Genomic DNA, 23,330 nt, shown 5'->3' with positions numbered 1-23,330 from the left:
GGGGAAGGGGACCGGGAACGCGGGACGGCCCCCGGGTGCGTGCACCCGGGGGCCGTCCTGCCGCGAGGGAGTCAGTACGAGGAGCCGCTCGCGCCCAGCGAACCCGTCGGGTGCCAGACCGTCTTCGTCTCCAGGAAGGCGGTCATGCGGTCCGTGGTCGGGGACTCCGCGAAGTCCTCGGCACGCGGGCGCAGGACGCGCTTCAGGTTGTCCGCCGCCGCGATCTCCAGGTCACGGGCCAGTTCGGCGTCCGTGCCCGTGAGGTCGATGCCGTTGACGTCCTGGTGGGCCGCGAGGTGGGGGCCCATCTCCGCGGCCTTGCCGGAGAGGATGTTCACGACGCCGCCCGGCAGGTCGGAGGTGGCGAGCACCTCGCCCAGGGAGAGCGCCGGCAGCGGCGACCTCTCGCTCGCGATCACGACGGCCGTGTTGCCCGTCGCGATCACCGGGGCGATCACCGACACCAGGCCGAGGAAGGACGAGTCCTGCGGGGCCACCACCGTGACGACACCGGTCGGCTCGGGCGTCGAGAGGTTGAAGTACGGGCCCGCGACCGGGTTGGCGCCGCCCACGACCTGGGCGATCTTGTCCGTCCAACCCGCGTACCAGACCCAGCGGTCGATGGCCGCCTCGACGACGACCGCGGCCTTCGACTTGGGCAGGCCCTCCGCGTCCGCCACCTCGTGCACGAACTGGCTCTTGCGGCCCTCCAGCATCTCGGCGACGCGGTAGAGGATCTGGCCCCGGTTGTACGCGGTCGCGCCCGCCCAGCCGCCGAACGCCTTGCGGGCGGCGACGACCGCGTCACGGGCGTCCTTGCGGGAGGAGAGGGGCGCGTTCGCCAGCCACTTGCCCTTGTGGTCCTGCACTTCGTACACCCGGCCGCTCTCGCTGCGGGGGAACTTGCCCCCGACGTACAGCTTGTAGGTCTTGAAGACGCTCAGACGCTGCTCGGACTTCTCAGACATCGAGGTAGGCCTCCAGACCGTGACGGCCGCCCTCGCGGCCGAAGCCCGACTCCTTGTAGCCGCCGAAGGGCGAGGTCGGGTCGAACTTGTTGAACGTGTTGGCCCAGACGACACCCGCGCGGAGCTTGCCGGCCACCGCGAGGATGCGGGAGCCCTTCTCCGTCCAGATGCCGGCCGACAGGCCGTACTGGCTGTTGTTGGCCTTCGCCACCGCCTCGTCGGGCGTACGGAACGTCAGCACCGACAGGACCGGGCCGAAGATCTCGTCGCGGGCGACCGTGTGCGCCTGCGTGACGTTCGTGAAGAGCGTCGGGGCGAACCAGTAACCGGCCGACGGGAGGTCGCAGGCGGCGCTCCAGCGCTCGGCACCCTCCGCCTCGCCCTGCTCCACGAGGGTGGTGATACGGGCCAGCTGCTCGGACGAGTTGATGGCACCGATGTCGGTGTTCTTGTCGAGCGGGTCGCCGAGACGGAGCGTCGACAGACGGCGCTTCAGGCTGTCCAGCAGCTCGTCCTGGATCGACTCCTGGACCAGGAGCCGGGAGCCCGCGCAGCAGACCTGGCCCTGGTTGAAGAAGATGCCGGTGACGATGCCCTCGACGGCCTGGTCGATGGGGGCGTCGTCGAAGACGATGTTGGCGCCCTTGCCGCCCAGCTCCAGGGTCAGCTTCTTGTCCGTGCCGGCGACGGAGCGCGCGATGGCCTTGCCGACGGCGGTCGAACCGGTGAAGGCGACCTTGTTGACGTCCGGGTGCCCGACGAGCGCGGCGCCGGCGTCCCCGTACCCGGGAAGGATGTTGACGACGCCCTTCGGCAGCCCGGCCTGGCGGCAGATGTCCGCGAAGAACAGGGCGGAGAGCGGGGTCGTCTCGGCGGGCTTCAGGACGACCGTGTTGCCGGTCGCGAGCGCCGGGGCGATCTTCCACGCCAGCATCAGCAGCGGGAAGTTCCACGGGATGACCTGGCCGGCCACGCCGAGCGGGCGCGGGTTCGCCCCGTAGCCTGCGTGGTCGAGCTTGTCGGCCCAGCCCGCGTAGTAGAAGAAGTGCGCGGCGACCAGGGGAAGGTCCGCGTCGCGGGTCTCCCTGATCGGCTTTCCGTTGTCCAGGGTCTCCAGGACGGCCAGCTCGCGGCTGCGCTCCTGGATGATCCTGGCGATCCGGAAGAGGTACTTGGCGCGCTCGGAGCCGGGCAGTGCCGACCACTTCTCGAAGGCCCTGCGCGCCGCCTTCACCGCACGGTCGACGTCCTCGGCACCCGCCCGGGCGACCTCGGACAGGACCTCCTCGGAGGCGGGGGAGACGGTCTTGAAGACCTTGCCGTCGGCCGCCTCGACGAACTCGCCGTCGATGAACAGGCCGTACGAGGGGGCGATGTCGACGACGGACCGGGACTCGGGCGCCGGTGCGTACTCGAATGCAGATGCCATGTTGATCAGTCCACCGTCACGTAGTCGGGGCCGGAGTAACGGCCGGTCACCAGCTTCTGGCGCTGCATCAGCAGGTCGTTGAGCAGGCTGGAGGCGCCGAAACGGAACCAGTGGTTGTCCAGCCAGTCCTCGCCCACGGTCTCGTTGACGAGGACCAGGAACTTGATCGCTTCCTTGGTGTTGCGGATGCCGCCGGCCGGCTTCACACCGATCTGGACGCCGGTCTGGGCGCGGAAGTCGCGCACGGCCTCCAGCATCAGCAGGGTGTTGGCCGGGGTGGCGTTGACCGCGACCTTGCCGGTCGAGGTCTTGATGAAGTCCGCGCCGGCCATCATGCCGAGCCAGGAGGCGCGGCGGATGTTGTCGTACGTGGACAGCTCGCCGGTCTCGAAGATCACCTTGAGGCGGGCGCGGTCACCGCACTCCGCCTTGATCGCGGCGATCTGCTCGAAGACCTGGAGGTAGTGACCGGAGAGGAAGGCGCCACGGTCGATGACCATGTCGATCTCGTCGGCGCCCGCGGCGATGGCGTCCGCCGTGTCAGCGAGCTTCACGGGGAGCGCGGCGCGGCCGGCCGGGAAGGCGGTGGCGACCGAGGCGACCTTGACGTCGGAACCCGCGAGGGCCGCCTTGGCGGTGGCGACCATGTCGGGATAGACGCAGACGGCGGCGGTCGTCGGGGCCGTGCGGTCGGTCGGATCGGGACGGACGGCCTTGGCGGCGAGCGCCCGGACCTTGCCCGGGGTGTCCGCGCCTTCGAGCGTCGTCAGGTCGATCATGGAGATGGCCAGGTCGATGGCGTACGCCTTGGACGTGGTCTTGATCGAGCGGGTGCCGAGGGACGCGGCGCGCGCCTCCAGGCCGACGGCGTCGACGCCGGGCAGCCCGTGGAGGAAACGGCGCAGCGCACTGTCGGACGCGGTCACGTCGGCGAATGCGAGAGCTGCGGGTGCAGTGGTGGGCATGGTCACCAGTCGAGCATATCTACGCGCGTAGCGACCTGTACAGGGGGCAGGCTTCGCCGAGCCCGAGGTCACACCGCCGCGCCGGCGCCCGCCGAGGACCGGGCGCGAGACGGATGGCTCCGCCGCCCTCCGGCGCCGTCCGCGAGCACCTGGCCGACGGCCACCGCACGGACGGCATCACGTAGCGCCTGGCCGGCGGACACCGCCCGGACGGCATCGTTCTGTACGCGGATGCCGTGGCCACGCGGGCCGCCTGAGTCCCCACGGGTCCGCTGAGGCACAATCGGCGGCATGACGACCCCCGAGCCGACCCCCGAGCCCAGCCACGAGCCGAGCCGGGAGTCGACCCCCGAGCAGCCGTCCGCGAGGCAGCCGTCCCCCGACCGTGTCTTCCGGTCGCCGCTGGGGATCGCCAGCGGCGTCTTCCTGCTGCTCCTCGCGATCGTGTTCGCCGGTGACGTGGTGCTGCGCGGCGAGGGCCGCTCGCCGTGGATCGCGCTCGCGGCTCTCGTCCTGGCCGTCCCGCTGATCGTCGCCTTCACCATCCGGCCCGCCGTGTACGCCGACGACGACCGGCTCAGGATCCGCAACCCGTTCCGGTCGATCACGCTGCCCTGGGCGACGGTCGCCGACGTCCGCGCCGGGTACTCCAGCGAGGTCCTCACCCGGGACGGCACCAAGTACCAGCTGTGGGCCGTCCCCGTGTCGCTGCGCCAGCGCAAGCGGGCGGCCCGTCGCGCCGCCCGCGCCTCCCAGGACGACCCGCACGGCCGTACCTCGGTCAACGTCGACGTACGGGACGCCGCCTCGCGGACGGCGCCCACCGACCAGACCGTCGCCGACCTGCGTGAACTCGCGGAGCACCGCTCCGGGACGCCGGGGGCGCAGGGCGAGCCGCGGGTGCGCTGGGCGTACGAGATCGTCGGGCCCGCCGCGGCCGGGCTGCTGCTCCTGGTGGTCCTGCTGGCGACGGGCTGATCCGTAGCCGGGAGCCGGGAGCCGGGAGCCGGGAGCCGGGAGCCGGACGCCGGACGCTTCGGCCGGGCGCCGCCGTACGGGCCCCCGGAACGACGAAGGGCCGGTACGGGGTGGATTCCCGTACCGGCCCTGCCGTGTCCGCCCGGTGGGGTCAGAGCCCGGCGGCCGCCGACAGGTCGCGCTTGACCGCGACCAGCAGCTCCGTGGCCTTCGCGCGCGCCGTGGCGAGGTCGGCCGCCGACGCGACCGGCACCACGACCTCCAGGTAGCACTTGAGCTTGGGCTCCGTACCGCTGGGCCGGACGATCACCCGGGCCCTGTACGCGCCCTCCAGGTGGTAGCGCAGCCCGTCCGTCGGGGGCAGCGACTCCGTCCCCTTCGTCAGGTCCTCCGCCGAGACGACCGTCAGGCCGGCCAGCGAGACCGGCGGCCGCTCGCGCAGCGCCGCCATGGCGTTCGCGATGACGCTCAGGTCCTCGACCCGCACCGACAGCTGGTCCGTGGCGTGCAGCCCGTGCTCCACCGCCAGGTCGTCGAGCAGATCGGTCAGGCTCCGGCCCTGCTCCTTGAGCACCGACGCCAGCTCGGTGACGAGCAGCGCCGCCGTGATGCCGTCCTTGTCGCGGACGCCCTCCGGGTCGACGCAGTAGCCGAGCGCCTCCTCGTACCCGTACCGCAGGCCCTCGACCCGGGCGATCCACTTGAAGCCCGTCAGGGTCTCCTCGTAGCCGACGCCCGCGGCCTCGGCGATCCGGCCGAGCAGCGAGGACGACACGATCGACTCGGCGAAGACGCCCGTGGCGCCCTTGTCGACGAGGTGCGCGGCGAGCAGCGCCCCGACCTCGTCGCCGCGGAGCATCCGCCAGCCGCCGACGACCGACGGGTCCGGCACGGCCACCGCGCAGCGGTCGGCGTCCGGGTCGTTGGCGATGACCAGGTCGGGGTCGACGGCCCGGGCCGCCTCGAAGGCCAGGTCCATGGCCCCCGGCTCCTCCGGGTTGGGGAAGGCGACCGTCGGGAAGGCCGGGTCCGGCTCGGCCTGCGCGGCGACGAGCGCCGGCGGCGGGAACCCGGCCCGGGCGAACGCGGCCGTCAGGACGTCCTTGCCGACGCCGTGCATGGCCGTGTAGACGGTCCGGGCGGTACGGGGGGACCCGGCGGTCAGGACGGCGTCCGTACGCTCCAGATAGGCGTCGAGCACCTCGTCGCCGAGGGTCTCCCAGCCTTCCGTCGGACGCGGTACGTCGGCCAGCGAGCGGACCGCGGCGATCTCCGCGGCGATCTCCGCGTCGGCGGGCGGCACGATCTGTGAGCCGTCGCCCAGATAGACCTTGTAGCCGTTGTCGCGGGGCGGGTTGTGGCTCGCGGTCACCTCGACACCGGCGACGGCGCCCAGATGCCTTATGGCGTAGGCGAGGACGGGCGTCGGCAGCGGGCGGGGGAGGAGCGCGGCGCGCAGCCCGGCGCCGGTCATCACGGCGGCGGTGTCGCGGGCGAAGTCGGCGGACTTGTAGCGGGCGTCGTAGCCGATGACGACGAGCCCGCCCTCCTCGCCCTTCGCCTTGAGGTACGCGGCGAGCCCGGCGGCCGCGCGGATGACGACCGAGCGGTTCATCCGCATGGGCCCGGCGCCCAGCTCCCCGCGGAGCCCGGCGGTGCCGAACTGGAGGGTGCCGGCGAACCGAGCGGCGAGCTCGGCGCTCGCGCCGCCGTCGATGAGCTGCGCGAGCTCGTCACGGGTCTCCGGGTCGGGGTCCTCGGCGAGCCATGCCTGGGCCTGGGTGAGGAGATCGTCCTGCGTCACGGTGTGCCTTTCGGGGAGTCGGCGGGGGCGGGTACGGGTGGGCGGTGCGGGTGCCGCTGCGCGGAGCCTTCCCCCACCCCGCCCCTTCCCGAAACCGGGCGGGAACCAGCCCCGGCGGTCGAGGCGCCGGCCCTGGGACGGAGCCCGTGCGGGAAGGGGCTGGGGCGCCGGCCCTGGGACGGAGCCCCGGTGCGGGAAGGGGCTGGGCGGCCGTGGCGCTGCCGGGTCGGGAAGGAAGCCCCGCGGCCCCGACCGGTGTCAGATGCGGTCGAGCACCCGGGTCAGCAGCTCGCCCATCCGCGCCGCCGAGTCCCGCCCGGCCTGGAGGACCTCCTCGTGGTTCAGCGGCTCGCCCGAGAGCCCCGCCGCCAGGTTGGTGACCAGGGAGATGCCGAGGACCTCCGCGCCGGCCTCGCGGGCGGCGATGGCCTCCAGGACGGTGGACATGCCGACCAGGTCGCCGCCGAGGACGCGGACCATGTTGATCTCGGCCGGGGTCTCGTAGTGCGGGCCGGGGAACTGCACGTACACGCCCTCTTCGAGGGTCTCGTCGACCTCCTTGCACAGCGCGCGCAGCCGCGGCGAGTACAGGTCGGTGAGGTCGACGAAGTTCGCGCCGACGATGGGGGAGGCCGCCGTCAGGTTGAGGTGGTCGCTGATGAGGACGGGCTGGCCGGGGCGCATGCCCTCGCGCAGGCCGCCGCAGCCGTTGGTGAGGATGACGGTCTCGCAGCCGGCGGCGACGGCGGTACGGACGCCGTGGGCGACGGACGCGACACCGCGGCCCTCGTAGAAGTGGGTGCGGCCGAGGAAGACGAGGGCGCGCTTCGCGCCGATCTTGTACGAGCGGATCTTGCCGCCGTGGCCCTCGACGGCGGGCGGCGGGAAGCCGGGCAGGTCGGTCACCGGGAACTCGGCCTCGGGGGCGCCGAGCGCGTCGACGGCGGGCGCCCAGCCCGAGCCCATGACCAGGGCGACGTCGTGCTTCTCGACTCCGGTCAGCTCGCGAAGACGTGCGGCAGCGGCCTCGGCGGCCTCGTACGGGGTGGCAGTTGCGTTCACTGACTCTCTCGCCTCGGGGAGGGGGGTCCGAGGCGGGCCCCGGACGGATTTCCTACGCGCAGAAGCGTAGCCGGAGATTGCCTACGCGCGTAGATGACGATGCCGACGGACATGCGATCGTTGTCTTGTCGTTTCCGACGAAAGGCGCACACCTACCCCCGTCCCCGTCCCTGGGGTGTTCGCACACGTGTCAGCAGGGGCGCTTGCGCAACTCCATCACGTAGTCGTGCGGCGCGCCCGCGGACTCGGCCGCGTCGGCGACCTCGCCCAGGTACCGCGCCGACGGCAGCCCTCCCTCGTACGCGTTGAGCACGTACACCCAGGCGGCCTCCTCACCGTCCAGGGTGTGCACCCGCACCCGCATCCGGCGGTAGATGTCGAGGCCGACGCCCTCCCACCGGTCCATGGAGTCCTCGTCCATCGGCGCGATGTCGTACAGCGCCACGAAGACCTGGGAGCGGGGGGCCTCCACGATCGTGGCCAGCGCTCCCTCCCAGCCCATCTGCTCGCCGCCGAAGGTCAGCCGCCAGCCGTTCAGCCAGCCGGTGCCGCGCAGCGGGGAGTGCGGGGCGCGGCGGCTCATCAGCCGCGCGTCGAGGTTGCCGGCGAAAGCGGCGTAGAGCGACATGGGACCGAGGGTACGGGAGGGGGCGGGGTGTCCGCCGAACTCCGAGGTGGCGACCGGGCGGCCCCCGCCGCCGGGGAGCCGCGCCGCCGGGGGCTCGCCCCTTCACAGGCCCCGGCGTGAGACCGCGCCGGACGTGCGGGAGAATGGGGTACGCACTTGAAGCGTGCGGGACAATGGTGTACGCACTGCATCCCACGGGGGACCCCCCGGCAGAACGAGAGCGCGAGGCGTAGATCCCAGTGACCCGGATCGTGATCATCGGCGGCGGACCCGGCGGATACGAGGCGGCCCTGGTGGGCGCCCAACTCGGCGCGGAGGTGACCGTCGTCGACTGCGACGGCCTCGGCGGCGCGTCCGTCCTGACCGACTGCGTCCCGTCCAAGACGCTCATCGCCACGGCGGAGGTGATGACCACCTTCGACTCCTCCTACGAGGAACTCGGCATCATCGTCGCGGACGACACCCCCCACCTGGAGCAGGCCGCCCGGGTCGTGGGCGTGGACCTCGGCAAGGTCAACCGGCGGGTGAAGCGCCTCGCGCTCGCCCAGTCGCACGACATCACCGCCTCCGTCACCCGGGCCGGCGCCCGGGTCCTGCGCGGCCGCGGCCGGCTCTCCGGCCGGCAGGCGACGGACGGCTCCCGCCAGGTGATCGTCACCGCGGCCGACGGCACCGAGGAGACGCTGACCGCCGACGCCGTGCTCATCGCGACGGGCGCCCACCCGCGCGAGGTGCCGGACGCCAAGCCGGACGGCGAGCGCATCCTGAACTGGACGCAGGTCTACGACCTCAAGGAGCTCCCGGAGGAGCTCATCGTGGTCGGCTCCGGCGTCACCGGCGCCGAGTTCGCCGGCGCCTACCAGGCGCTCGGCTCGCGGGTCACCCTGGTCTCCTCCCGCGACCGGGTGCTGCCCGGTGAGGACCCGGACGCGGCGGCCGTCCTCGAGGACGTCTTCCGGCGGCGCGGCATGAACGTCATGGCACGCTCCCGCGCCGCGTCCGCCAAGAGGGTCGGCGACCGGGTCGAGGTGACCCTCGCGGACGGCCGGGTCATCTCCGGCACGCACTGCCTCATGGCGGTCGGCGCGATCCCGAACTCGGCCGGGATGGGGCTGGAGGAGGCGGGCGTCAGGCTGAAGGACTCCGGTCACATCTGGACCGACAGGGTCTCCCGTACGAGCGCCCCCGGCGTGTACGCGGCCGGTGACGTCACCGGCGTGTTCGCGCTGGCCTCGGTGGCGGCCATGCAGGGCCGTATCGCGATGTACCACTTCCTCGGTGACGCGGTGGCCCCGCTCAACCTGAAGACGGTCTCGTCGAACGTCTTCACCGACCCGGAGATCGCCACCGTCGGCTACACGCAGGCCGACGTGGACGCGGGCAAGATCGACGCCAAGGTCGTCAAGCTGCCGCTGCTGCGCAACCCGCGCGCGAAGATGCAGGGCATCCGGGACGGCTTCGTGAAGATCTTCTGCCGTCCGGGCACCGGCATCGTGGTCGGCGGCTGTGTCGTCGCCCCCAAGGCGAGCGAACTGATCCATCCGATCTCGATCGCGGTCGACAACAATCTGACCGTCGAACAGATCGCAAACGCCTTCACCGTGTACCCCTCCCTGTCGGGTTCGATCGCGGAAGTGGCACGGCAGTTGCACACCCGGAAGTCCGCGGGCGAGGTGTAACTCCCCGTACCGGCACAAGCCGCAGCAACGACGGGGTCTCCCATACCACTTGGAGGCCCCGTCTGTGTTCATCTTCTGCAAATCGGCGCATACTGCTGAAAACTATCGGCCGGTCACGTTACTGTCAGTTTCGTGTTCGCTGCAGAACGTCGCCAGTTGATCCTCGAAATGGTGCGAGCCAATGGGGCCGTGTCGCTCCGCGAGCTCGCCCGCGTCGTCCAGACCTCAGAGGTGACCGTACGGAGAGACGTACGGGCCCTCGAGGCAGAAGGACTCCTCGACCGCCGGCACGGCGGTGCGGTGTTGCCGGGCGGATTCACGCGAGAATCCGGCTTCCCGCAGAAATCCCATCTCGCGGCCGCGGAGAAGACGGCCATCGCCGACCTCGCCGCGAGCCTGGTCGAAGAAGGCGAGGCCATCGTCGTCGGCGCCGGGACGACCACGCAGGAGCTGGCCCGTCGGCTCGCCCGCGTGCCCGGTCTGACCGTGGTCACCAACTCCCTGCTCGTCGCGCAGGCCCTCGCCCACGCCAACCGGGTCGAGGTCGTCATGACCGGCGGCACCCTGCGCGGCTCCAACTACGCGCTCGTGGGCAGCGGGGCCGAGCAGTCGCTCCAGGGACTCAGGGTCTCCCGCGCCTTCCTCTCCGGGAGCGGACTGACCGCCGAGCGCGGCCTGTCCACGTCCAACATGCTCTCCGCGAGCGTGGACCGGGCGCTCGTCCAGGCCGCCGCGGAGGTCGTGGTCCTCGCCGACCACACCAAGCTCGGCGCCGACACCATGTTCCAGACGGTGCCCACGGACGTCATCACCCGACTGGTGACCGACGAGCCGCCCGCCCACGACGACCGGGCCGCCACCGAGCTCCAGGCCCTCGCGGACCAGGGCGTCCAGATCACCGTCGCCGGTACGGGCGCCGCCGGCGGACCCCCGGGCGGTGAGCAGGTCCCCCCGGGCGTCCGGCCCCGTCGTGACATGCCGCTCCCGGTCCAGCGCGGACGGATGGCGGCCGGTCAGTTCAGGGGCCCGGGCGGAGGAATGGCCGCCGAGACACTGGAGCGCACGGCCCGCGTCGCGGACATGCGCCGCCGCTGAGGTGGTGCCCCGAGGAACCTCGCCCCGGGGGTCCCCCCACGCCCTGGGCCCCCGCGCGCCCGGCCCGACGCGTCCCCCCCCCCCGGCTCTCGGTCCCCGCGCGCCCGGCCCGACGCCTACCGCACGTCCTGGGCCCCCGCGCGCCCGGTCCGGCACGTACCGCCCGTCCTCAGTCCTTGATGCCCCGTAGCGTCAGCGCGAGCAGGCGGTCCGCCAGCCCGTCGTCCTCCGGGCACTGTTCCGCCGCCAGCGCGATCGCGTTGGTCAGCTGCATCAGGTCGCCGATCGACACGTCGGCCCGCACCTGACCCGCCTCCCGAGCACGCCCGAGCAGCCGCTCACCGGCCGCGCGCAGCGGCTCGCTGCATCCGGCGAGCGCCGAACTCCGGTCGTACGAGGCGGACATCAGCGCGTGCGCGAGGCCCCGGTACTCGCCGGCGTGGGCGATCAGGGCCCGCAGCCACTCCACCAGGGCCCGGCACGGTTCCTCGGTCTCGGCCAGCTCCCGGGACCGGCTGAGGAGTTCGGCCAGGGCCTCCTGGAAGACGGCGTTCAGCAGCTCTGCCCGGGTGGGGAAGTGGCGGTAGAGGGTGCCGATCCCCACACCCGCGCGACGCGCGATCTCCTCCAGGGACGCGTCGGCGCCCTGCGCGGCGAAGGTGCGGCGGGCCTCGGTGAGCAGCCGCTCGTGGTTGCGGCGCGCGTCGGCTCGCATGGTGTGACGATGCCTCCCCTTGACGAAGGGCCCGCAGGCGGGTGCCTGCGGGCCCTTCGTACCGTACTCGGTGCGCCGGTCAGTCCTTGATGTCGCAGATGACGGCGCCGGAGGTGACCGAGGCGCCGACCTCGGCGCTCAGGCCCTTGACGGTGCCGGAGCGGTGCGCGTTGAGGGGCTGCTCCATCTTCATGGCCTCGAGGACGACGATCAGGTCGCCCTCCTTGACCTCCTGGCCCTCCTCGACCGCGATCTTCACGATCGTGCCCTGCATCGGGGAGGCGAGGGTGTCGCCGGAGGCGGCCGGGCCGGACTTCTTCGCCGCCCGCCGCTTCGGCTTCGCACCCGCCGCGATGCCCTGACGGGCCAGGGTCATGCCGAGGCTGGACGGCAGGGAGACCTCAAGACGCTTGCCGCCGACCTCGACCACGATCGTCTCGCGGCCCGACTCGTCCTCGTCGGCGTCCGCGCCGGCCGGGGCGAACGGCTTGATCTCGTTGACGAACTCCGTCTCGATCCACCGGGTGTGCACCCGGAACGGGTCGGCGGTGAAGTCGGGGTCGACGACGACGGCCTGGTGGAAGGGGATGGCCGTGGCCATGCCCTCGACCTTGAACTCCGCCAGCGCCCGCGCGGCACGCTGGAGGGCCTGCTCACGGGTCGCGCCGGTCACGATCAGCTTGGCGAGGAGCGAGTCCCACGCCGGGCCGATCACCGAGCCGGACTCCACGCCCGCGTCCAGACGGACACCGGGGCCGGACGGCGGGTCGAACAGGGTGACGGTGCCGGGCGCGGGCAGGAAGCCACGGCCCGGGTCCTCGCCGTTGATGCGGAACTCGAAAGAGTGACCCCGCACCTCCGGGTCGCCGTAACCGAGCTCCTCACCGTCCGCGATACGGAACATCTCCCGCACCAGGTCGAGACCCGTGACCTCCTCGGTCACCGGGTGCTCCACCTGCAGACGCGTGTTGACCTCCAGGAAGGAGATCGTGCCGTCGGTGCCGACGAGGAACTCGACCGTGCCGGCGCCGACGTAGCCGGCCTCCTTCAGGATCGCCTTGGAGGCCGCGTACAGCTCGGCGTTCTGCTCGGGGCTGAGGAACGGCGCGGGGGCCTCCTCCACCAGCTTCTGGTGGCGGCGCTGCAGCGAGCAGTCACGCGTCGAGACGACGACGACGTTGCCGTGGGTGTCGGCCAGGCACTGCGTCTCCACGTGGCGGGGCTTGTCGAGGTAGCGCTCGACGAAGCACTCGCCCCGGCCGAAGGCGGCGACCGCCTCACGGACGGCCGAGTCGTACAGCTCCGGGACCTCCTCCAGCGTGCGGGCGACCTTCAGACCACGCCCGCCACCGCCGAACGCGGCCTTGATCGCGATCGGAAGGCCGTGCTCCTCCGCGAAGGCCACGACCTCGTCCGCGCCCGACACCGGGTCCGGCGTACCGGCGACCAGCGGGGCGCCGGCGCGCTGCGCGATGTGACGCGCCGCCACCTTGTCACCCAGGTCACGGATCGCCTGCGGCGGCGGACCGATCCACGTCAGGCCCGCGTCCAGGACGGCCTGGGCGAACTCCGCGTTCTCCGACAGGAACCCGTACCCCGGGTGCACCGCGTCCGCACCGGAGTCCTTCGCCGCCTGGAGCACCTTCGCCATGTCCAGATAACTGGTCGCCGGAGTGTCACCGCCCAGAGCGAAGGCCTCGTCGGCGGCCCGGACATGCACAGCGTCCCGGTCCGGCTCGGCGTACACGGCCACGCTGCCGATACCCGCGTCCCGGCACGCCCGGGCCACACGGACAGCGATTTCGCCACGGTTGGCGATGAGCACCTTGCGCACGATGGCTCCCTCCTTGAAACAAGCTGAGTTTAGGGACTGCCGACACGCCCTTTCGACCCGTCCCCAGTGGTGAGCTTGCCCACACGGAGCGTGACCCCGGGCCCGCTCGGGTCGTGAATTCCCTTGTCGCACCACGGTACGCAGGGTTCCTTTACGGCACAGTAGCTCCGGGGTGTGGCGCAGGTCTCTGTTCGTGCGGCCAGTCGCCATTCGGGTTTCTTTGTGGAGTCCCTACGAATGGGTCGACGATTCTTTGCCGCGCCGTCTGCCGTCGCCCGCCGCGTCCGGACTCTTGTCCGGGGGTTTACCGGCCAGTAGCCTGCGCGCTGTCGATCGTACTGTCGGTAACAGGCGAATGCAGGGGGTGGCCGAGGTGGTCCGCAGACCGATAGCTCTCGTGACGGCGGCGGTGCTGCTCCTCGAAGCACCCGGGATCATCGTCGTCAACGCCGTGATGGCCCGGTTCGTGAAGGCCCAGTCGATGTCCCTCGACGGCATGGACCCCGGCGCGATGTACACCGGCACGTGGGCGCTCGGCGTCGTGTCCGGGATCGCCCTCGCCGTCTGCGCCCTCGTCGCCTTCCTCGCGGGCGTCCGCGACCGCCGGCCCGGCCGGGCGGCCCGGGTTCTGCTCATCGGCTGCGCGGTCGTGCACGGCGTCCTCGCCGCCGTGGCGGTGGGACTGCTCGGCTGGGCGGCGTTCACCTTCCTGGTGGTCGTCCTCGGCCTGGTCGTGCTCACCCTCGTGGCGTACGGCGAGGGGTACGACAAGGCCGCCGAACCCCTCGGCGAGGCCCCGGCGGCCGCGTGACACGCGGTCAGGGCGACCGCCGGGCCCGGAGGCGGGCGGCTCACGGGGGTCGCCGCCGGCCGCGTCGGGGTGCCTCAGGCCCAGAGGTCGGTGATCCGCACGTCCAGCTTCGCGAGGAGCCGGCGCAGCAGCGGCAGCGACAGGCCGATCACATTGCCCGGGTCCCCGTCGATGCCGTCGATGAACGGCGCCGAGCGCCCGTCCAGGGTGAACGCGCCCGCCACGTGCAGCGGTTCGCCGCTCGCCACGTACGCGGCGATCTCCTCGTCCGTCGGCTCGCCGAAGCGGACCACGGTGGAGGCCGTCGCCGACTCGAAGCGCTTGGCGGCCGTGTCGTACACGCAGTGACCGGTCTGGAGGATGCCGACCCGGCCCCGCATCGCCTTCCAGCGGGCCGTGGCCTCCTCGGCGTCGGCCGGCTTGCCGAGGGCCTGTCCGTCGAGTTCGAGGACCGAGTCGCAACCGATGACCAGGGCGCCGAACACCTCGGGTCGCGCGGCCACATGGGCGGCCTTCGCCTCCGCGAGGGTGAGCGCGAGCTCGGCGGGGGTCGGGGCGTGCACCTTGTCCTCGTCGACGCCGCTCACGATCACCTCGGGGGCGAGACCGGCCTGCCGGAGCAGTCCCAGGCGGGCGGGGGAGGCGGAGGCGAGCACGACACGGCGCGGATCAGCAGTCATGGGGGCAGCGTAGCCAGTGGGCGCGTCAGCGCGCGCTGACCGCGAACATGGCCACCACCATCGCGAGTGCCAGCAGCACGCCCGCGCGGCGGAGCATCGCCTGCATGTCGCGCATGAACTTCGGCGGCTGGTTCTTCGGGTCGGACCACAGCATGCCTCCGATCCTGCGGCCGGGACGGGCGGGGCGCCTGAGTACGGGTACTCAGGCGCCCCCGTACCGGAGGACTATTCGCGGAGGCTACGCGCGGAGGAACACCCCGTCCCGCGCCGCCGCGAGCGCCGCCGACACCGCCCGTTCCACCACGGCCGCGGTGAGCTCCTCGCGGGTGACGGTGAAGCGGTAGTAGAGCGGGGCGGAGACGGCGCGGAGCAGCTCGACCGGGTCCGTCCCCTCGGGGATCTCGCCGCGCGCCTCGCCCCTGGCGACGACGGGGGCCCATTCGGCGAGCCGGGTCCGGTAGAAGTCGGCGAGCGCGCGGGCACACTCCTCGTCGCAGGCGCCCGCGGCGATGACCGCGCGGAAGACGGCGCCCATCCGGGGGTCGGTGAGGGTGTCCCGGACGAGTTCGGCGTTGGCCCGCAGGTCGCCCGCCAGGCTGCCGGTGTCGGCCGCGGGCAGCGACTGCTCGGCCATGTCGTGCAGGAGGTCGGTGACCAGGCCGACGGGGGAGCCCCAGCGGCGGTACACGGTGGTCTTGCCGACGCCGGCGCCCGCCGCGATCCGGTCCATGTTCAGGGCGTGGAAGCCGCTCTCCGCAAGGGCGTCCCGGGTGGCGTCGAGGACGGCCCTGCGGACCTTCGCGGTACGTCCACCGGGGCGCAGGGTGCCGGGCGAGGCCGGCTGGCTCTCGGTCAAACGGGTCTCCTGTTCCATTAACGCCATCGACTCTGCTACGGTACGGGACATCTTAACGGAACTAGTCTCCCATTAAGGGGCTCGCTCATGGTCGCCCTGGATCTCCCCAAGCCCGCGGAACACGTCGGCACCCGCATGACCGGCCGGATGCGACTCGTCCTCGTCGTCCTCCTCCTCGCCCAGTTCATGCTGGCCGTGGACTTCTCGATCCTGAACGTCGCCCTGCCGGTCATCGGCGAAGGACTCGGCTTCACCCTCGGCGGCCTCCAGTGGATCGCCACCGCCTTCGCCCTCGCCGCCGCCGGCTTCACCCTCCTCTTCGGGCGCGTCGCCGACCTCGTCGGACGCCGACGCCTCTTCCTCGGCGGCATGGCCCTCCTCGGCGTGTCCTCCCTCGCCGGCGGCCTCGCCACCGGTCCCGAGACGCTGATGGCCGCCCGCGTCGCCCAGGGCCTCGCCACCGCCGCCGTCACCCCCGCGGGCCTCTCCCTGCTCACCGCCTCCTTCCCCGAGGGCCCCCTGCGCGCCCGCGCGCTCGGTCTCAACGGCGCCCTGATGTCCGCCGGTTTCACCACCGGCGCGATCCTCGGCGGCGTCCTCACCGACCTGCTCTCCTGGCGCTGGGCCTTCCTCGTCAACGTGCCGGTGGTCCTCGCCGTCCTCCTCGTCGCCCCCGTCGTCCTGAAGGAGAGCCGCCCGGCCGTCCGGCCCCGCCTCGACGTCCCCGGCGCGATCACCGTCACCGCCGGACTCCTCGCCCTCGTCTACGGACTGACCACCGAGCCCCTGGCCCTCGTCGTCGGCGTCGCCCTGCTCGTCGCCTTCTGGTTCGTGGAGCGGCGGTCCCCCTCGCCCCTCGTGCCCGTACGGATCCTCACCCGCCGCACCGTCGTCTGGGGCAACGTCGCCGGGCTCGTCGCCTTCGTGACCGAGACCTCGCTGGTCTTCCTGATGACGCTCTACCTCCAGGACGTCCTGGGCTTCTCCCCGCTCGCCGCCGGACTCTCCTTCGGCGTCCTCGGCGCCGGCACGGTCCTCGGCGGAGTGCTCGCCTCCCGCTTCATCGGCCGCCACGGCGCCCGCACCGCGCTCGTCGCCGGCGGGCTCCTCCAGGCCGCCGCGACCCTCGCCCTGTACGGACTGGGCGACGACCGGGGCAGCCTCTGGCTGCTGCTCGCCGCCACCTTCGCGGGCGGCGTCGGCAACATGCTCGCCATCGTCGGTTTCATGGTCACCGCCACCTCCGGCATCCCCGACCACGAGCAGGGCACGGCGACCGGCCTCGCGACCATGACCCAGCAGATCGGCATCACCATGGGCACCCCGATCATGAGCGCCGTCGTCGTCACCACGCCCGTGCTGCTCGACGGCATCGGCCTCGCGGTCCTCGTCAACGCCGCGATCGTCGCCGTCGGAGCCGTCCTGTCCGGTCTCCTCCTGCGCCGTACGTGACGGACGACCGCGGCACGCGAGAGGCCGGACCCCCCGCACACGGGGTCCGGCCTCTCACGCTTCGACGGGCGACTGCTACACGGGCCAGTAGGACCTGGCCCAGGCCCGCGGGCCCGGCCGGTGCCGTACGGCACGCGCGATCCGGGACGGGTCCGACCACCCCTCCGGCACCGCGGGGCCGCCGCTGCCGGCGGCCGCCGCCGCCGTCGCCGCGGCCCGCGCCTGGACCACCGCCAGTGCGGCGGCCAGCTCCTCGGGGGTCGGATTTCCTCGTACGACCTTGATCACAACGACTCCTTCGAGGTCCTGGAGGGGTTAGAGCGGGATGTTGCCGTGCTTCTTCGGGGGCAGGGAGGCCCGCTTCGTCCGCAGCTGACGCAGGCCCTTCACGATCTGCGGGCGCGTGTCCGACGGCATGACGACACCGTCGATGTAGCCGCGCTCGGCCGCCGTGTACGGGTTGAGCAGGGTGTCCTCGTACTCACGGATCAGCCGCGCCCGCTCCGACTCCTGGTCCTGCGCCTCCGCGATGGTGCGCCGGTGCAGGATGTTCACCGCGCCCTGCGCCCCCATGACCGCGATCTGCGCCGTCGGCCACGCCAGGTTCAGGTCCGCGCCCAGGTGCTTGGAGCCCATGACGTCGTACGCGCCGCCGAAGGCCTTCCGCGTGATGACGGTGATCAGCGGGACCGTGGCCTCCGCGTACGCGTAGATCAGCTTCGCGCCGCGCCGGATGATGCCGCCGTACTCCTGGTCCACGCCCGGCAGGAAGCCCGGCACGTCGACGAAGGTCAGCACCGGGATGTTGAAGGCGTCGCAGGTACGGACGAACCGCGCGGCCTTCTCGGACGCGTCGATGTCCAGGCAGCCCGCGAACTGCATCGGCTGGTTCGCGACCACGCCGACGGGGAAGCCCTCCACCCGGCCGAAGCCGGTCAGGATGTTCGGCGCGAACAGCGACTGCGTCTCCAGGAACTCGCCGTCGTCCAGGACGTGCTCGATGACCCGGTGCATGTCGTACGGCTGGTTCGCCGAGTCCGGGATCAGCGTGTCCAGCTCGCGGTCCTCGTCGCTCACCTCGGTGTCCGCGACCTCCGGGAACGTCGGCGGCTCGGAGAGGTTGTTCGACGGCAGGTAGGACAGCAGGGACTTCACGTACTCGATGGCGTCCTTCTCGTCCCCCGCCATGTGGTGCGCCACGCCCGAGGTCGCGTTGTGCGTCCGGGCGCCGCCCAGCTCCTCGAAGCCCACGTCCTCGCCGGTCACCGTCTTGATGACGTCCGGGCCCGTGATGAACATGTGCGAGGTCTGGTCCACCATCACCGTGAAGTCGGTGATCGCGGGCGAGTACACCGCGCCGCCCGCGCACGGGCCGACGACCAGGGAGATCTGCGGGATCACGCCGGAGGCGTGGGTGTTGCGGCGGAAGATCTCGCCGTACATGCCGAGCGCGCTCACCCCCTCCTGGATGCGGGCGCCGCCGGAGTCGTTGATGCCGATGACCGGGCAGCCCGTCTTCAGCGCGAAGTCCATCACCTTGATGATCTTCTGGCCGTACGTCTCGCCGAGCGCGCCGCCGAAGACCGTGAAGTCCTGCGAGAACACGGCCACCGGACGCCCGTCGACCGTGCCGTAGCCGGTCACGACACCGTCTCCGTACGGCCGGTTCCTCTCCAGGCCGAAGTTGGTCGACCGGTGCCTGGCCAGCTCGTCCAGCTCGACGAACGACCCCTCGTCGAGCAGCAGCGCGATCCGTTCGCGCGCGGTCAGCTTGCCCTTCGCGTGCTGCTTCTCCACCGCACGCTCCGAGCCGGCATGGGTGGCCTCGTCGATACGGCGCCTGAGGTCCGCGATCTTGCCTGCGGTCGTGTGAATGTCGATCTCGTACTGCTCTGCCGGCTCGGACATCGGGATGCGGCTCCCTGCCTGGTCACGGGGGGTTCGTTGACTACGAATGGGCTACTGCTCAGCTACTGAGGCGTAGCGTATCCACGCCGATACGGTTCGGCACTGCGGTCTTTGCCACACCTAGTCTGGCTTGCATGACGTCCTCCCAAGGCTCCGGCGGACCCTGGTCCGACCTCGACCGGCCCCCGCTGAACACCGCCGCCCTGCGCCGCGCCCTCGTCCTCCCCGACGGCCTGTGGACCTCGCTCGACGTGGTCACGACCACCGGATCCACCAACAGCGACCTCGCCGCCCGCGCCGACGAGCTGCCCGGCGGCACGGTCCTCGTCGCCGAGGAGCAGACCTCGGGCCGCGGCCGCCTCGACCGCAGCTGGACCGCGCCCGCCCGCTCCGGCCTCTTCCTCTCCGTCCTCCTCAAGCCGGAGGTGCCCGCCCACCGCTGGGGCTGGCTCCCGCTGCTCACCGGAGTGGCCGCCGCGACCGGCCTCGCGAAGGCGGCCGGTGTCGACATGTCGCTCAAGTGGCCCAACGACCTCCTTGTTTCCGTCGCGGGCGAGGAACGCAAGACCGGCGGCATCCTCGCCGAACGGGCCGGCGCGGACGCCGTCGTCATCGGCCTCGGCCTCAACGTCACCCTCCGCGAGGACGAACTGCCCGTCCCCGGCGCGGGCTCCCTCCTCCTCGCCGACGCCGTCTCCACCGACCGCGACACCCTCCTGCGGGCCGTCCTGCGCTCCTTCGAGCAGTGGTACGGCGACTGGGTACGGGCCGACGGAGACCCCGACGCCTCCGGCCTCCAGGCGGCCTACGCGGCCGGCTGCGCGACCCTCGGCCGCCGGGTCAGGGCCGACCTGCCCGGCGAGCGCGTGCTGGAAGGCGAGGCGGTCGCCCTGGACGGCGACGGCCGCCTGGTGGTCGCCACGGAGGGCGGCGGCACGGAGGCGGTGGGCGCGGGCGACATCGTCCACCTGCGGAGCTGACCCGGGGGTGCGGGCCCCCGGTCCGTCCACCGGGAGGCCCGCACCGGCGGGCCCGGGAACCACGGCCGCGGACCGTCGGCGCGTGAGCCAGCCCACACCTGCCGTATCGTGGACCGCGATCCAGGCGACAGATCGGCAGGGCAAGTGGGCAGGGAACGGGCAGGAGGCGGCCGGTGACCGTCGACGACGAGAACTCGGGCGGCGCGCCCGGGCCTCCCACGTACCCCACCCCCCATCACGAGGTCGACCACACGGCCGAGCCGACCGACGACCCCCTCGCCATCCGCCTCGAACAGCTCATCCTCGGCGCCGACCGCCGCTACACCCCGTTCCAGGCCGCCCGCACCGCCGGCGTCTCCATGGAGCTCGCCTCCCGCTTCTGGCGCGCCATGGGCTTCGCCGACATCGGCCAGGCCAAGGCGCTCACCGAGGCCGACGTCCTCGCGCTGCGGCGGCTCGCCGGTCTCGTCGAGGCCGGGCTGCTCAGCGAACCGATGGCCGTGCAGGTCGCCCGTTCCACCGGGCAGACCACCGCCCGGCTCGCCGAGTGGCAGATCGACTCGTTCCTGGAGGGCCTCACCGAGCCGCCCGAACCGGGGATGACCCGTACGGAGGTCACGTACCCCCTGGTCGAGTTGCTCCTCCCCGAGCTGGAGGAGTTCCTGATCTACGTCTGGCGGCGGCAGCTCGCCGCCGCCACCGGCCGGGTCGTGCAGGCGGCCGACGACGAGGAGATGGTCGACCGGCGGCTCGCGGTGGGCTTCGCGGACCTCGTCGGCTTCACCCGGCTCACCCGGCGCCTGGAGGAGGAGGAGCTCGGCGAACTCGTCGAGGCCTTCGAGACGACCTGCGCCGACCTCGTCGCCGCCCACGGCGGCCGGCTCATCAAGACCCTCGGCGACGAGGTGCTGTACGCGGCGGACGACGCCGGTACGGCCGCCGAGATCGCGCTGCGTCTGATCGAGACCCTCAGCCACGACGAGACGATGCCCGCCCTGCGCGTCGGCATCGCCTTCGGCACCGTGACGACCCGCATGGGCGACGTCTTCGGCACCACCGTGAACCTGGCGAGCCGCCTCACCTCGATAGCGCCGAAGGACGCCGTCCTCGTCGACGGCGCGCTCGCGGAGGAGCTGTCCAGGACGGGCGAGGCGCCCGTCTCGGAGGCGGAGGCCGCGGAGCAGGCGGCCCGCGCCGAGAAGGAGGGCCGCAAGCCCGCCTCGTACCGCTTCGCGCTCCAGCCGATGTGGCAGCGCCCGGTTCGTGGCCTCGGTGTCGTCGAACCCTGGCTCCTGACCCGCCGCCCGACCTAGGATCTCCGCGAACACCTGTTAACAGCCGTTAACGGGGGTCCTCGGGTCGGGAGGGTGTGCGGTCATGTCCGAGCAGCGCTTCGGTGAGTTCGTGGTGGTCCGGAAGGACGGGGGTGACGGGCACGTCGCCGAGCTGGTCCTCGACCGGCCCAAGGCGCTGAACGCCGTCTCCTCCGAGATGGCCCGCTCCCTCGGCGCCGCCTGCGACGCGCTCGCCGCCGACCCCTCGGTCCGCGTCACCGTGCTCACCTCCTCGAACGACCGCGCCTTCTGCGTCGGCGCCGACCTCAAGGAGCGCAACTCCTTCACCGACGCCGACCTGGTCCGCCAGCGGCCGACCGCCCGCGCCGCCTACACCGGCGTTCTGGAGCTCCCGATGCCGACCGTGGCCGCCGTGCACGGCTTCGCCCTCGGCGGCGGCTTCGAGCTGGCCCTCGCCTGTGACGTGATCGTGGCGGACGCGACCGCCGTGGTCGGCCTCCCCGAGGTCTCCGTGGGCGTCATCCCCGGCGGCGGCGGTACGCAGCTGCTCCCGCGCCGCGTGGGTGCGGCGCGCGCCGCCGAGCTGGTCTTCACGGCCCGCCGGGTGGAGGCGGCGGAAGCCCGTGCGCTCGGCCTCGTCGACCTCCTGGAGGAGGACGCGCGGACGGCGGCCCTGGAGCTCGCGGGACGGATCGCGACGAACTCGCCGGTCGGACTGCGCGCGGCGAAGAAGGCGATGCGGCTCGGTCAGGGCCTCGACCTGCGGGCGGGCCTGGAGGTCGAGGACGCGGCCTGGCGCTCGGTGGCGTTCTCGGGGGACCGGGCGGAAGGCGTGGCGGCCTTCAACGAGAAGAGGAAGCCGAACTGGCCGGGCGAATAACTTCTACCATTTTGCACTAAATATCACGGACAGTGACGTCTCGAAAGGGAAATCACTACAAACCTCCCTAAGCTTGGGGGATGGGTGAGGACGGGCGGCTGCGAGCCGTAGTGGCGCTGGCGCAGGCGATGGCGGCGGCGCACACTCCACGCGAGTTCTGGCGGGCGGCGGCGCTCGGGGCCGTGCACGGTCTCGACGGGAACTTCGCCGCCCTGTCGGTCTGGCAGCGGGATCACGGCCGCCTCAAGGTCCTGGTGAACGCGGGGGAGCGGGCCGTGGGCGAGGAGGAGTTCCCGGACTCGGAGACGTATCCGGTGCACCAGTTCCCCGAGATCACCGAGTTCCTGCACGAGCGGTGGGCGGGCGGCGGGGAGCCGGACGCTTGGGTGGAGACCGCCCGCGACCCGGTGCCGACGGGCCGGGTGACGGGGCTGCGCCGGCGGGGGCGCGGCTGCTGCGTGGTCGCGCCGATCGTGTTGCACGGGCGGGCGTGGGGCGAGCTGTACGTGGCCCGCCCGCCGGAGGCGAAACCTTTCACCCGCGCGGACGCCGACTTCGCGACCGTGCTCTCCGCGGTCGTCGCGGCGGGTGTCGCCCAGGCCGAGCGCCTGGAGGAGGTGCGCAAACTCGCCTTCACCGATCCCCTCACCGGCCTCGCCAACCGACGGGCCGTCGACACCCGCCTGGACGAGGCCATCGAGCGCTACCGGCTGGACGGCTCCGTCGTCAGCCTGATGGTCTGCGACCTCAACGGCCTCAAGCGCGTCAACGACACCCACGGTCACGCCGTCGGGGACCGGCTCCTCGAACGCTTCGGGTCCGTCCTCTCCCGGTGCGGCGCCATACTTCCCGGCGCGCTCGCGGCCCGGCTGGGCGGTGACGAGTTCTGCCTCCTGACGGTCGGCCCGACGGCGGACGAGGTGGTCGCGGTCGCCGAGGAACTGTGCGTACGGGCGGCGGAACTGGAACTGGGGGAGGGCGTGGCCTGCGGGGTGGCGTCCACCGGCGACCCCATCGGCCCCCTCAGGTCGGCGCGCCGTCTCTTCCGGCTCGCCGACGCGGCCCAGTACCAGGCCAAGGCGGCCCGCTCGACGAAACCGGTGGTGGCGGGCCGCGACGGCACGGTGGTCCGCCTCGCGGACGCCCCTCCGGGAGCCCGAGACCGCCGCCGCTTCCGAGACGCGCCACCCTTGCCGGAACCACCCCGGTCGGAAGGACCCCCGTCGAATGGGCCCTCGCCGGAACCGCCCCCGCCGCCCCCCGCGCCCCTGCCGGAACCCCCGCCGGAGGCCCCGCCTCAAGCGCCCTGAG

At 72.5% G+C, this 23,330-nt stretch carries 22 protein-coding genes; 9 read left to right on the top strand and 13 right to left on the bottom strand.

The genetic code is table 11. The features are described 5' to 3' along the window. Positions 1–71 precede the first annotated feature (71 nt). Genes ACFWV2_RS15760 through deoC form a run of 3 tightly spaced genes read right to left on the bottom strand, consistent with a single transcriptional unit; the run spans position 72 to position 3,362 of the window. Positions 72–968 carry an aldehyde dehydrogenase family protein gene (locus ACFWV2_RS15760; protein ID WP_384405573.1) on the bottom strand — a complete coding sequence of 299 codons (897 nt, stop codon included), beginning with the start codon at positions 966–968 and terminating at the stop codon, positions 72–74. Continuing rightward, positions 961–2,397, bottom strand: a complete 1,437-nt coding sequence (locus ACFWV2_RS15755) for an aldehyde dehydrogenase family protein (protein WP_384405571.1) — start codon at positions 2,395–2,397, stop codon at positions 961–963. Before ACFWV2_RS15755 ends, ACFWV2_RS15760 begins: the two co-directional genes overlap by 8 nt. A 5-nt stretch (positions 2,398–2,402) precedes the next feature. Further along, positions 2,403–3,362, bottom strand: coding sequence for a deoxyribose-phosphate aldolase (deoC, locus tag ACFWV2_RS15750; protein ID WP_384405570.1), 960 nt, complete (start codon positions 3,360–3,362; stop codon positions 2,403–2,405). Positions 3,363–3,653: 291 nt separating this feature from the next. Between deoC and ACFWV2_RS15745 the strand changes: the two genes are divergently transcribed. After that, positions 3,654–4,340, top strand: a complete 687-nt coding sequence (locus tag ACFWV2_RS15745; RefSeq protein ID WP_384405569.1) for a PH domain-containing protein — start codon at positions 3,654–3,656, stop codon at positions 4,338–4,340. Positions 4,341–4,491: 151 nt separating this feature from the next. Here the strand turns inward: ACFWV2_RS15745 and ACFWV2_RS15740 are convergent, their stop codons facing one another. From ACFWV2_RS15740 to ACFWV2_RS15730, 3 genes are all read right to left on the bottom strand, one after another. After that, on the bottom strand, positions 4,492–6,144 hold the full coding sequence (locus ACFWV2_RS15740) for a phospho-sugar mutase (RefSeq protein WP_384405568.1): 1,653 nt from the start codon (positions 6,142–6,144) through the stop codon (positions 4,492–4,494). Between the two features lie 258 nt (positions 6,145–6,402). After that, positions 6,403–7,206 carry a purine-nucleoside phosphorylase gene (locus tag ACFWV2_RS15735; RefSeq protein WP_384405566.1) on the bottom strand — a complete coding sequence of 268 codons (804 nt, stop codon included), beginning with the start codon at positions 7,204–7,206 and terminating at the stop codon, positions 6,403–6,405. Between the two features lie 190 nt (positions 7,207–7,396). After that, positions 7,397–7,834, bottom strand: coding sequence for a gamma-glutamylcyclotransferase (locus ACFWV2_RS15730; RefSeq protein ID WP_352016873.1), 438 nt, complete (start codon positions 7,832–7,834; stop codon positions 7,397–7,399). A gap of 239 nt (positions 7,835–8,073) precedes the next feature. Between ACFWV2_RS15730 and ACFWV2_RS15725 the strand changes: the two genes are divergently transcribed. Next, on the top strand, positions 8,074–9,513 hold the full coding sequence (locus ACFWV2_RS15725; protein WP_384405565.1) for an NAD(P)H-quinone dehydrogenase: 1,440 nt from the start codon (positions 8,074–8,076) through the stop codon (positions 9,511–9,513). A gap of 132 nt (positions 9,514–9,645) precedes the next feature. Continuing rightward, complete coding sequence (locus ACFWV2_RS15720; RefSeq protein WP_360785612.1) at positions 9,646–10,608, top strand: DeoR/GlpR family DNA-binding transcription regulator; 963 nt, start codon at positions 9,646–9,648, stop codon at positions 10,606–10,608. A gap of 169 nt (positions 10,609–10,777) precedes the next feature. Here ACFWV2_RS15720 and ACFWV2_RS15715 read toward each other — a convergent pair whose 3' ends face one another. Then, positions 10,778–11,323 (bottom strand): TetR/AcrR family transcriptional regulator, encoded by a 546-nt coding sequence (locus ACFWV2_RS15715; RefSeq protein WP_384405563.1) that lies wholly within the window; start codon positions 11,321–11,323, stop codon positions 10,778–10,780. 79 nt (positions 11,324–11,402) lie between these two features. Then, positions 11,403–13,157 carry an acetyl/propionyl/methylcrotonyl-CoA carboxylase subunit alpha gene (locus ACFWV2_RS15710; protein ID WP_384405561.1) on the bottom strand — a complete coding sequence of 585 codons (1,755 nt, stop codon included), beginning with the start codon at positions 13,155–13,157 and terminating at the stop codon, positions 11,403–11,405. A gap of 355 nt (positions 13,158–13,512) precedes the next feature. Here ACFWV2_RS15710 and ACFWV2_RS15705 point away from each other — a divergent pair, with 355 nt between their 5' ends. Then, positions 13,513–13,968 carry a hypothetical protein gene (locus ACFWV2_RS15705; RefSeq protein WP_384405559.1) on the top strand — a complete coding sequence of 152 codons (456 nt, stop codon included), beginning with the start codon at positions 13,513–13,515 and terminating at the stop codon, positions 13,966–13,968. 74 nt (positions 13,969–14,042) lie between these two features. Here the strand turns inward: ACFWV2_RS15705 and ACFWV2_RS15700 are convergent, their stop codons facing one another. The 3 genes from ACFWV2_RS15700 to ACFWV2_RS15690 all read right to left on the bottom strand — a co-directional run bounded on the left by ACFWV2_RS15700 (position 14,043) and on the right by ACFWV2_RS15690 (position 15,555). Next, positions 14,043–14,648: a nucleoside triphosphate pyrophosphatase gene (locus ACFWV2_RS15700; protein WP_384405558.1), complete on the bottom strand. Its 606-nt coding sequence runs from the start codon at positions 14,646–14,648 to the stop codon at positions 14,043–14,045. Positions 14,649–14,673: 25 nt separating this feature from the next. After that, positions 14,674–14,802, bottom strand: a complete 129-nt coding sequence (gene mmpB, locus ACFWV2_RS15695) for a morphogenic membrane protein MmpB (RefSeq protein WP_261993113.1) — start codon at positions 14,800–14,802, stop codon at positions 14,674–14,676. Between the two features lie 84 nt (positions 14,803–14,886). Then, the gene (locus ACFWV2_RS15690) at positions 14,887–15,555 is read right to left on the bottom strand and encodes a TetR/AcrR family transcriptional regulator (RefSeq protein WP_384405557.1); all 669 of its coding nucleotides are present in this window, start codon (positions 15,553–15,555) and stop codon (positions 14,887–14,889) included. 36 nt (positions 15,556–15,591) lie between these two features. On the opposite strand from ACFWV2_RS15690, the gene ACFWV2_RS15685 reads away from it, so the two are divergent. Then, entirely contained in the window at positions 15,592–16,956 is a 1,365-nt protein-coding gene (locus ACFWV2_RS15685; RefSeq protein ID WP_384405556.1) for an MFS transporter, read from the top strand. A 75-nt stretch (positions 16,957–17,031) separates the two neighbouring features. Here the strand turns inward: ACFWV2_RS15685 and ACFWV2_RS15680 are convergent, their stop codons facing one another. Next, entirely contained in the window at positions 17,032–17,244 is a 213-nt protein-coding gene (locus ACFWV2_RS15680) for an acyl-CoA carboxylase epsilon subunit (protein ID WP_384405555.1), read from the bottom strand. Between the two features lie 27 nt (positions 17,245–17,271). Continuing rightward, a complete protein-coding gene (locus ACFWV2_RS15675) occupies positions 17,272–18,864 on the bottom strand; it encodes an acyl-CoA carboxylase subunit beta (protein WP_384405553.1) in 1,593 nt (530 codons plus the stop codon). A 134-nt stretch (positions 18,865–18,998) separates the two neighbouring features. Between ACFWV2_RS15675 and ACFWV2_RS15670 the strand changes: the two genes are divergently transcribed. From ACFWV2_RS15670 to ACFWV2_RS15655, 4 genes are all read left to right on the top strand, one after another. Next, on the top strand, positions 18,999–19,844 hold the full coding sequence (locus ACFWV2_RS15670) for a biotin--[acetyl-CoA-carboxylase] ligase (RefSeq protein ID WP_384405551.1): 846 nt from the start codon (positions 18,999–19,001) through the stop codon (positions 19,842–19,844). A gap of 173 nt (positions 19,845–20,017) precedes the next feature. Next, a complete protein-coding gene (locus ACFWV2_RS15665) occupies positions 20,018–21,157 on the top strand; it encodes an adenylate/guanylate cyclase domain-containing protein (RefSeq protein WP_384405549.1) in 1,140 nt (379 codons plus the stop codon). Positions 21,158–21,221: 64 nt separating this feature from the next. Beyond that, positions 21,222–22,019 carry an enoyl-CoA hydratase/isomerase family protein gene (locus ACFWV2_RS15660; protein WP_384405548.1) on the top strand — a complete coding sequence of 266 codons (798 nt, stop codon included), beginning with the start codon at positions 21,222–21,224 and terminating at the stop codon, positions 22,017–22,019. Between the two features lie 80 nt (positions 22,020–22,099). Then, positions 22,100–23,329 (top strand): diguanylate cyclase domain-containing protein, encoded by a 1,230-nt coding sequence (locus tag ACFWV2_RS15655; protein ID WP_384405547.1) that lies wholly within the window; start codon positions 22,100–22,102, stop codon positions 23,327–23,329. The last annotated feature ends 1 nt before the right edge of the window (position 23,330 follow it).

Source organism: Streptomyces sp. NPDC058671 (assembly GCF_042716475.1).
In the GTDB taxonomy this organism is placed as follows: Bacteria; Actinomycetota; Actinomycetes; order Streptomycetales; family Streptomycetaceae; genus Streptomyces.
This window is presented reverse-complemented; position numbering and strand designations above follow the sequence as displayed.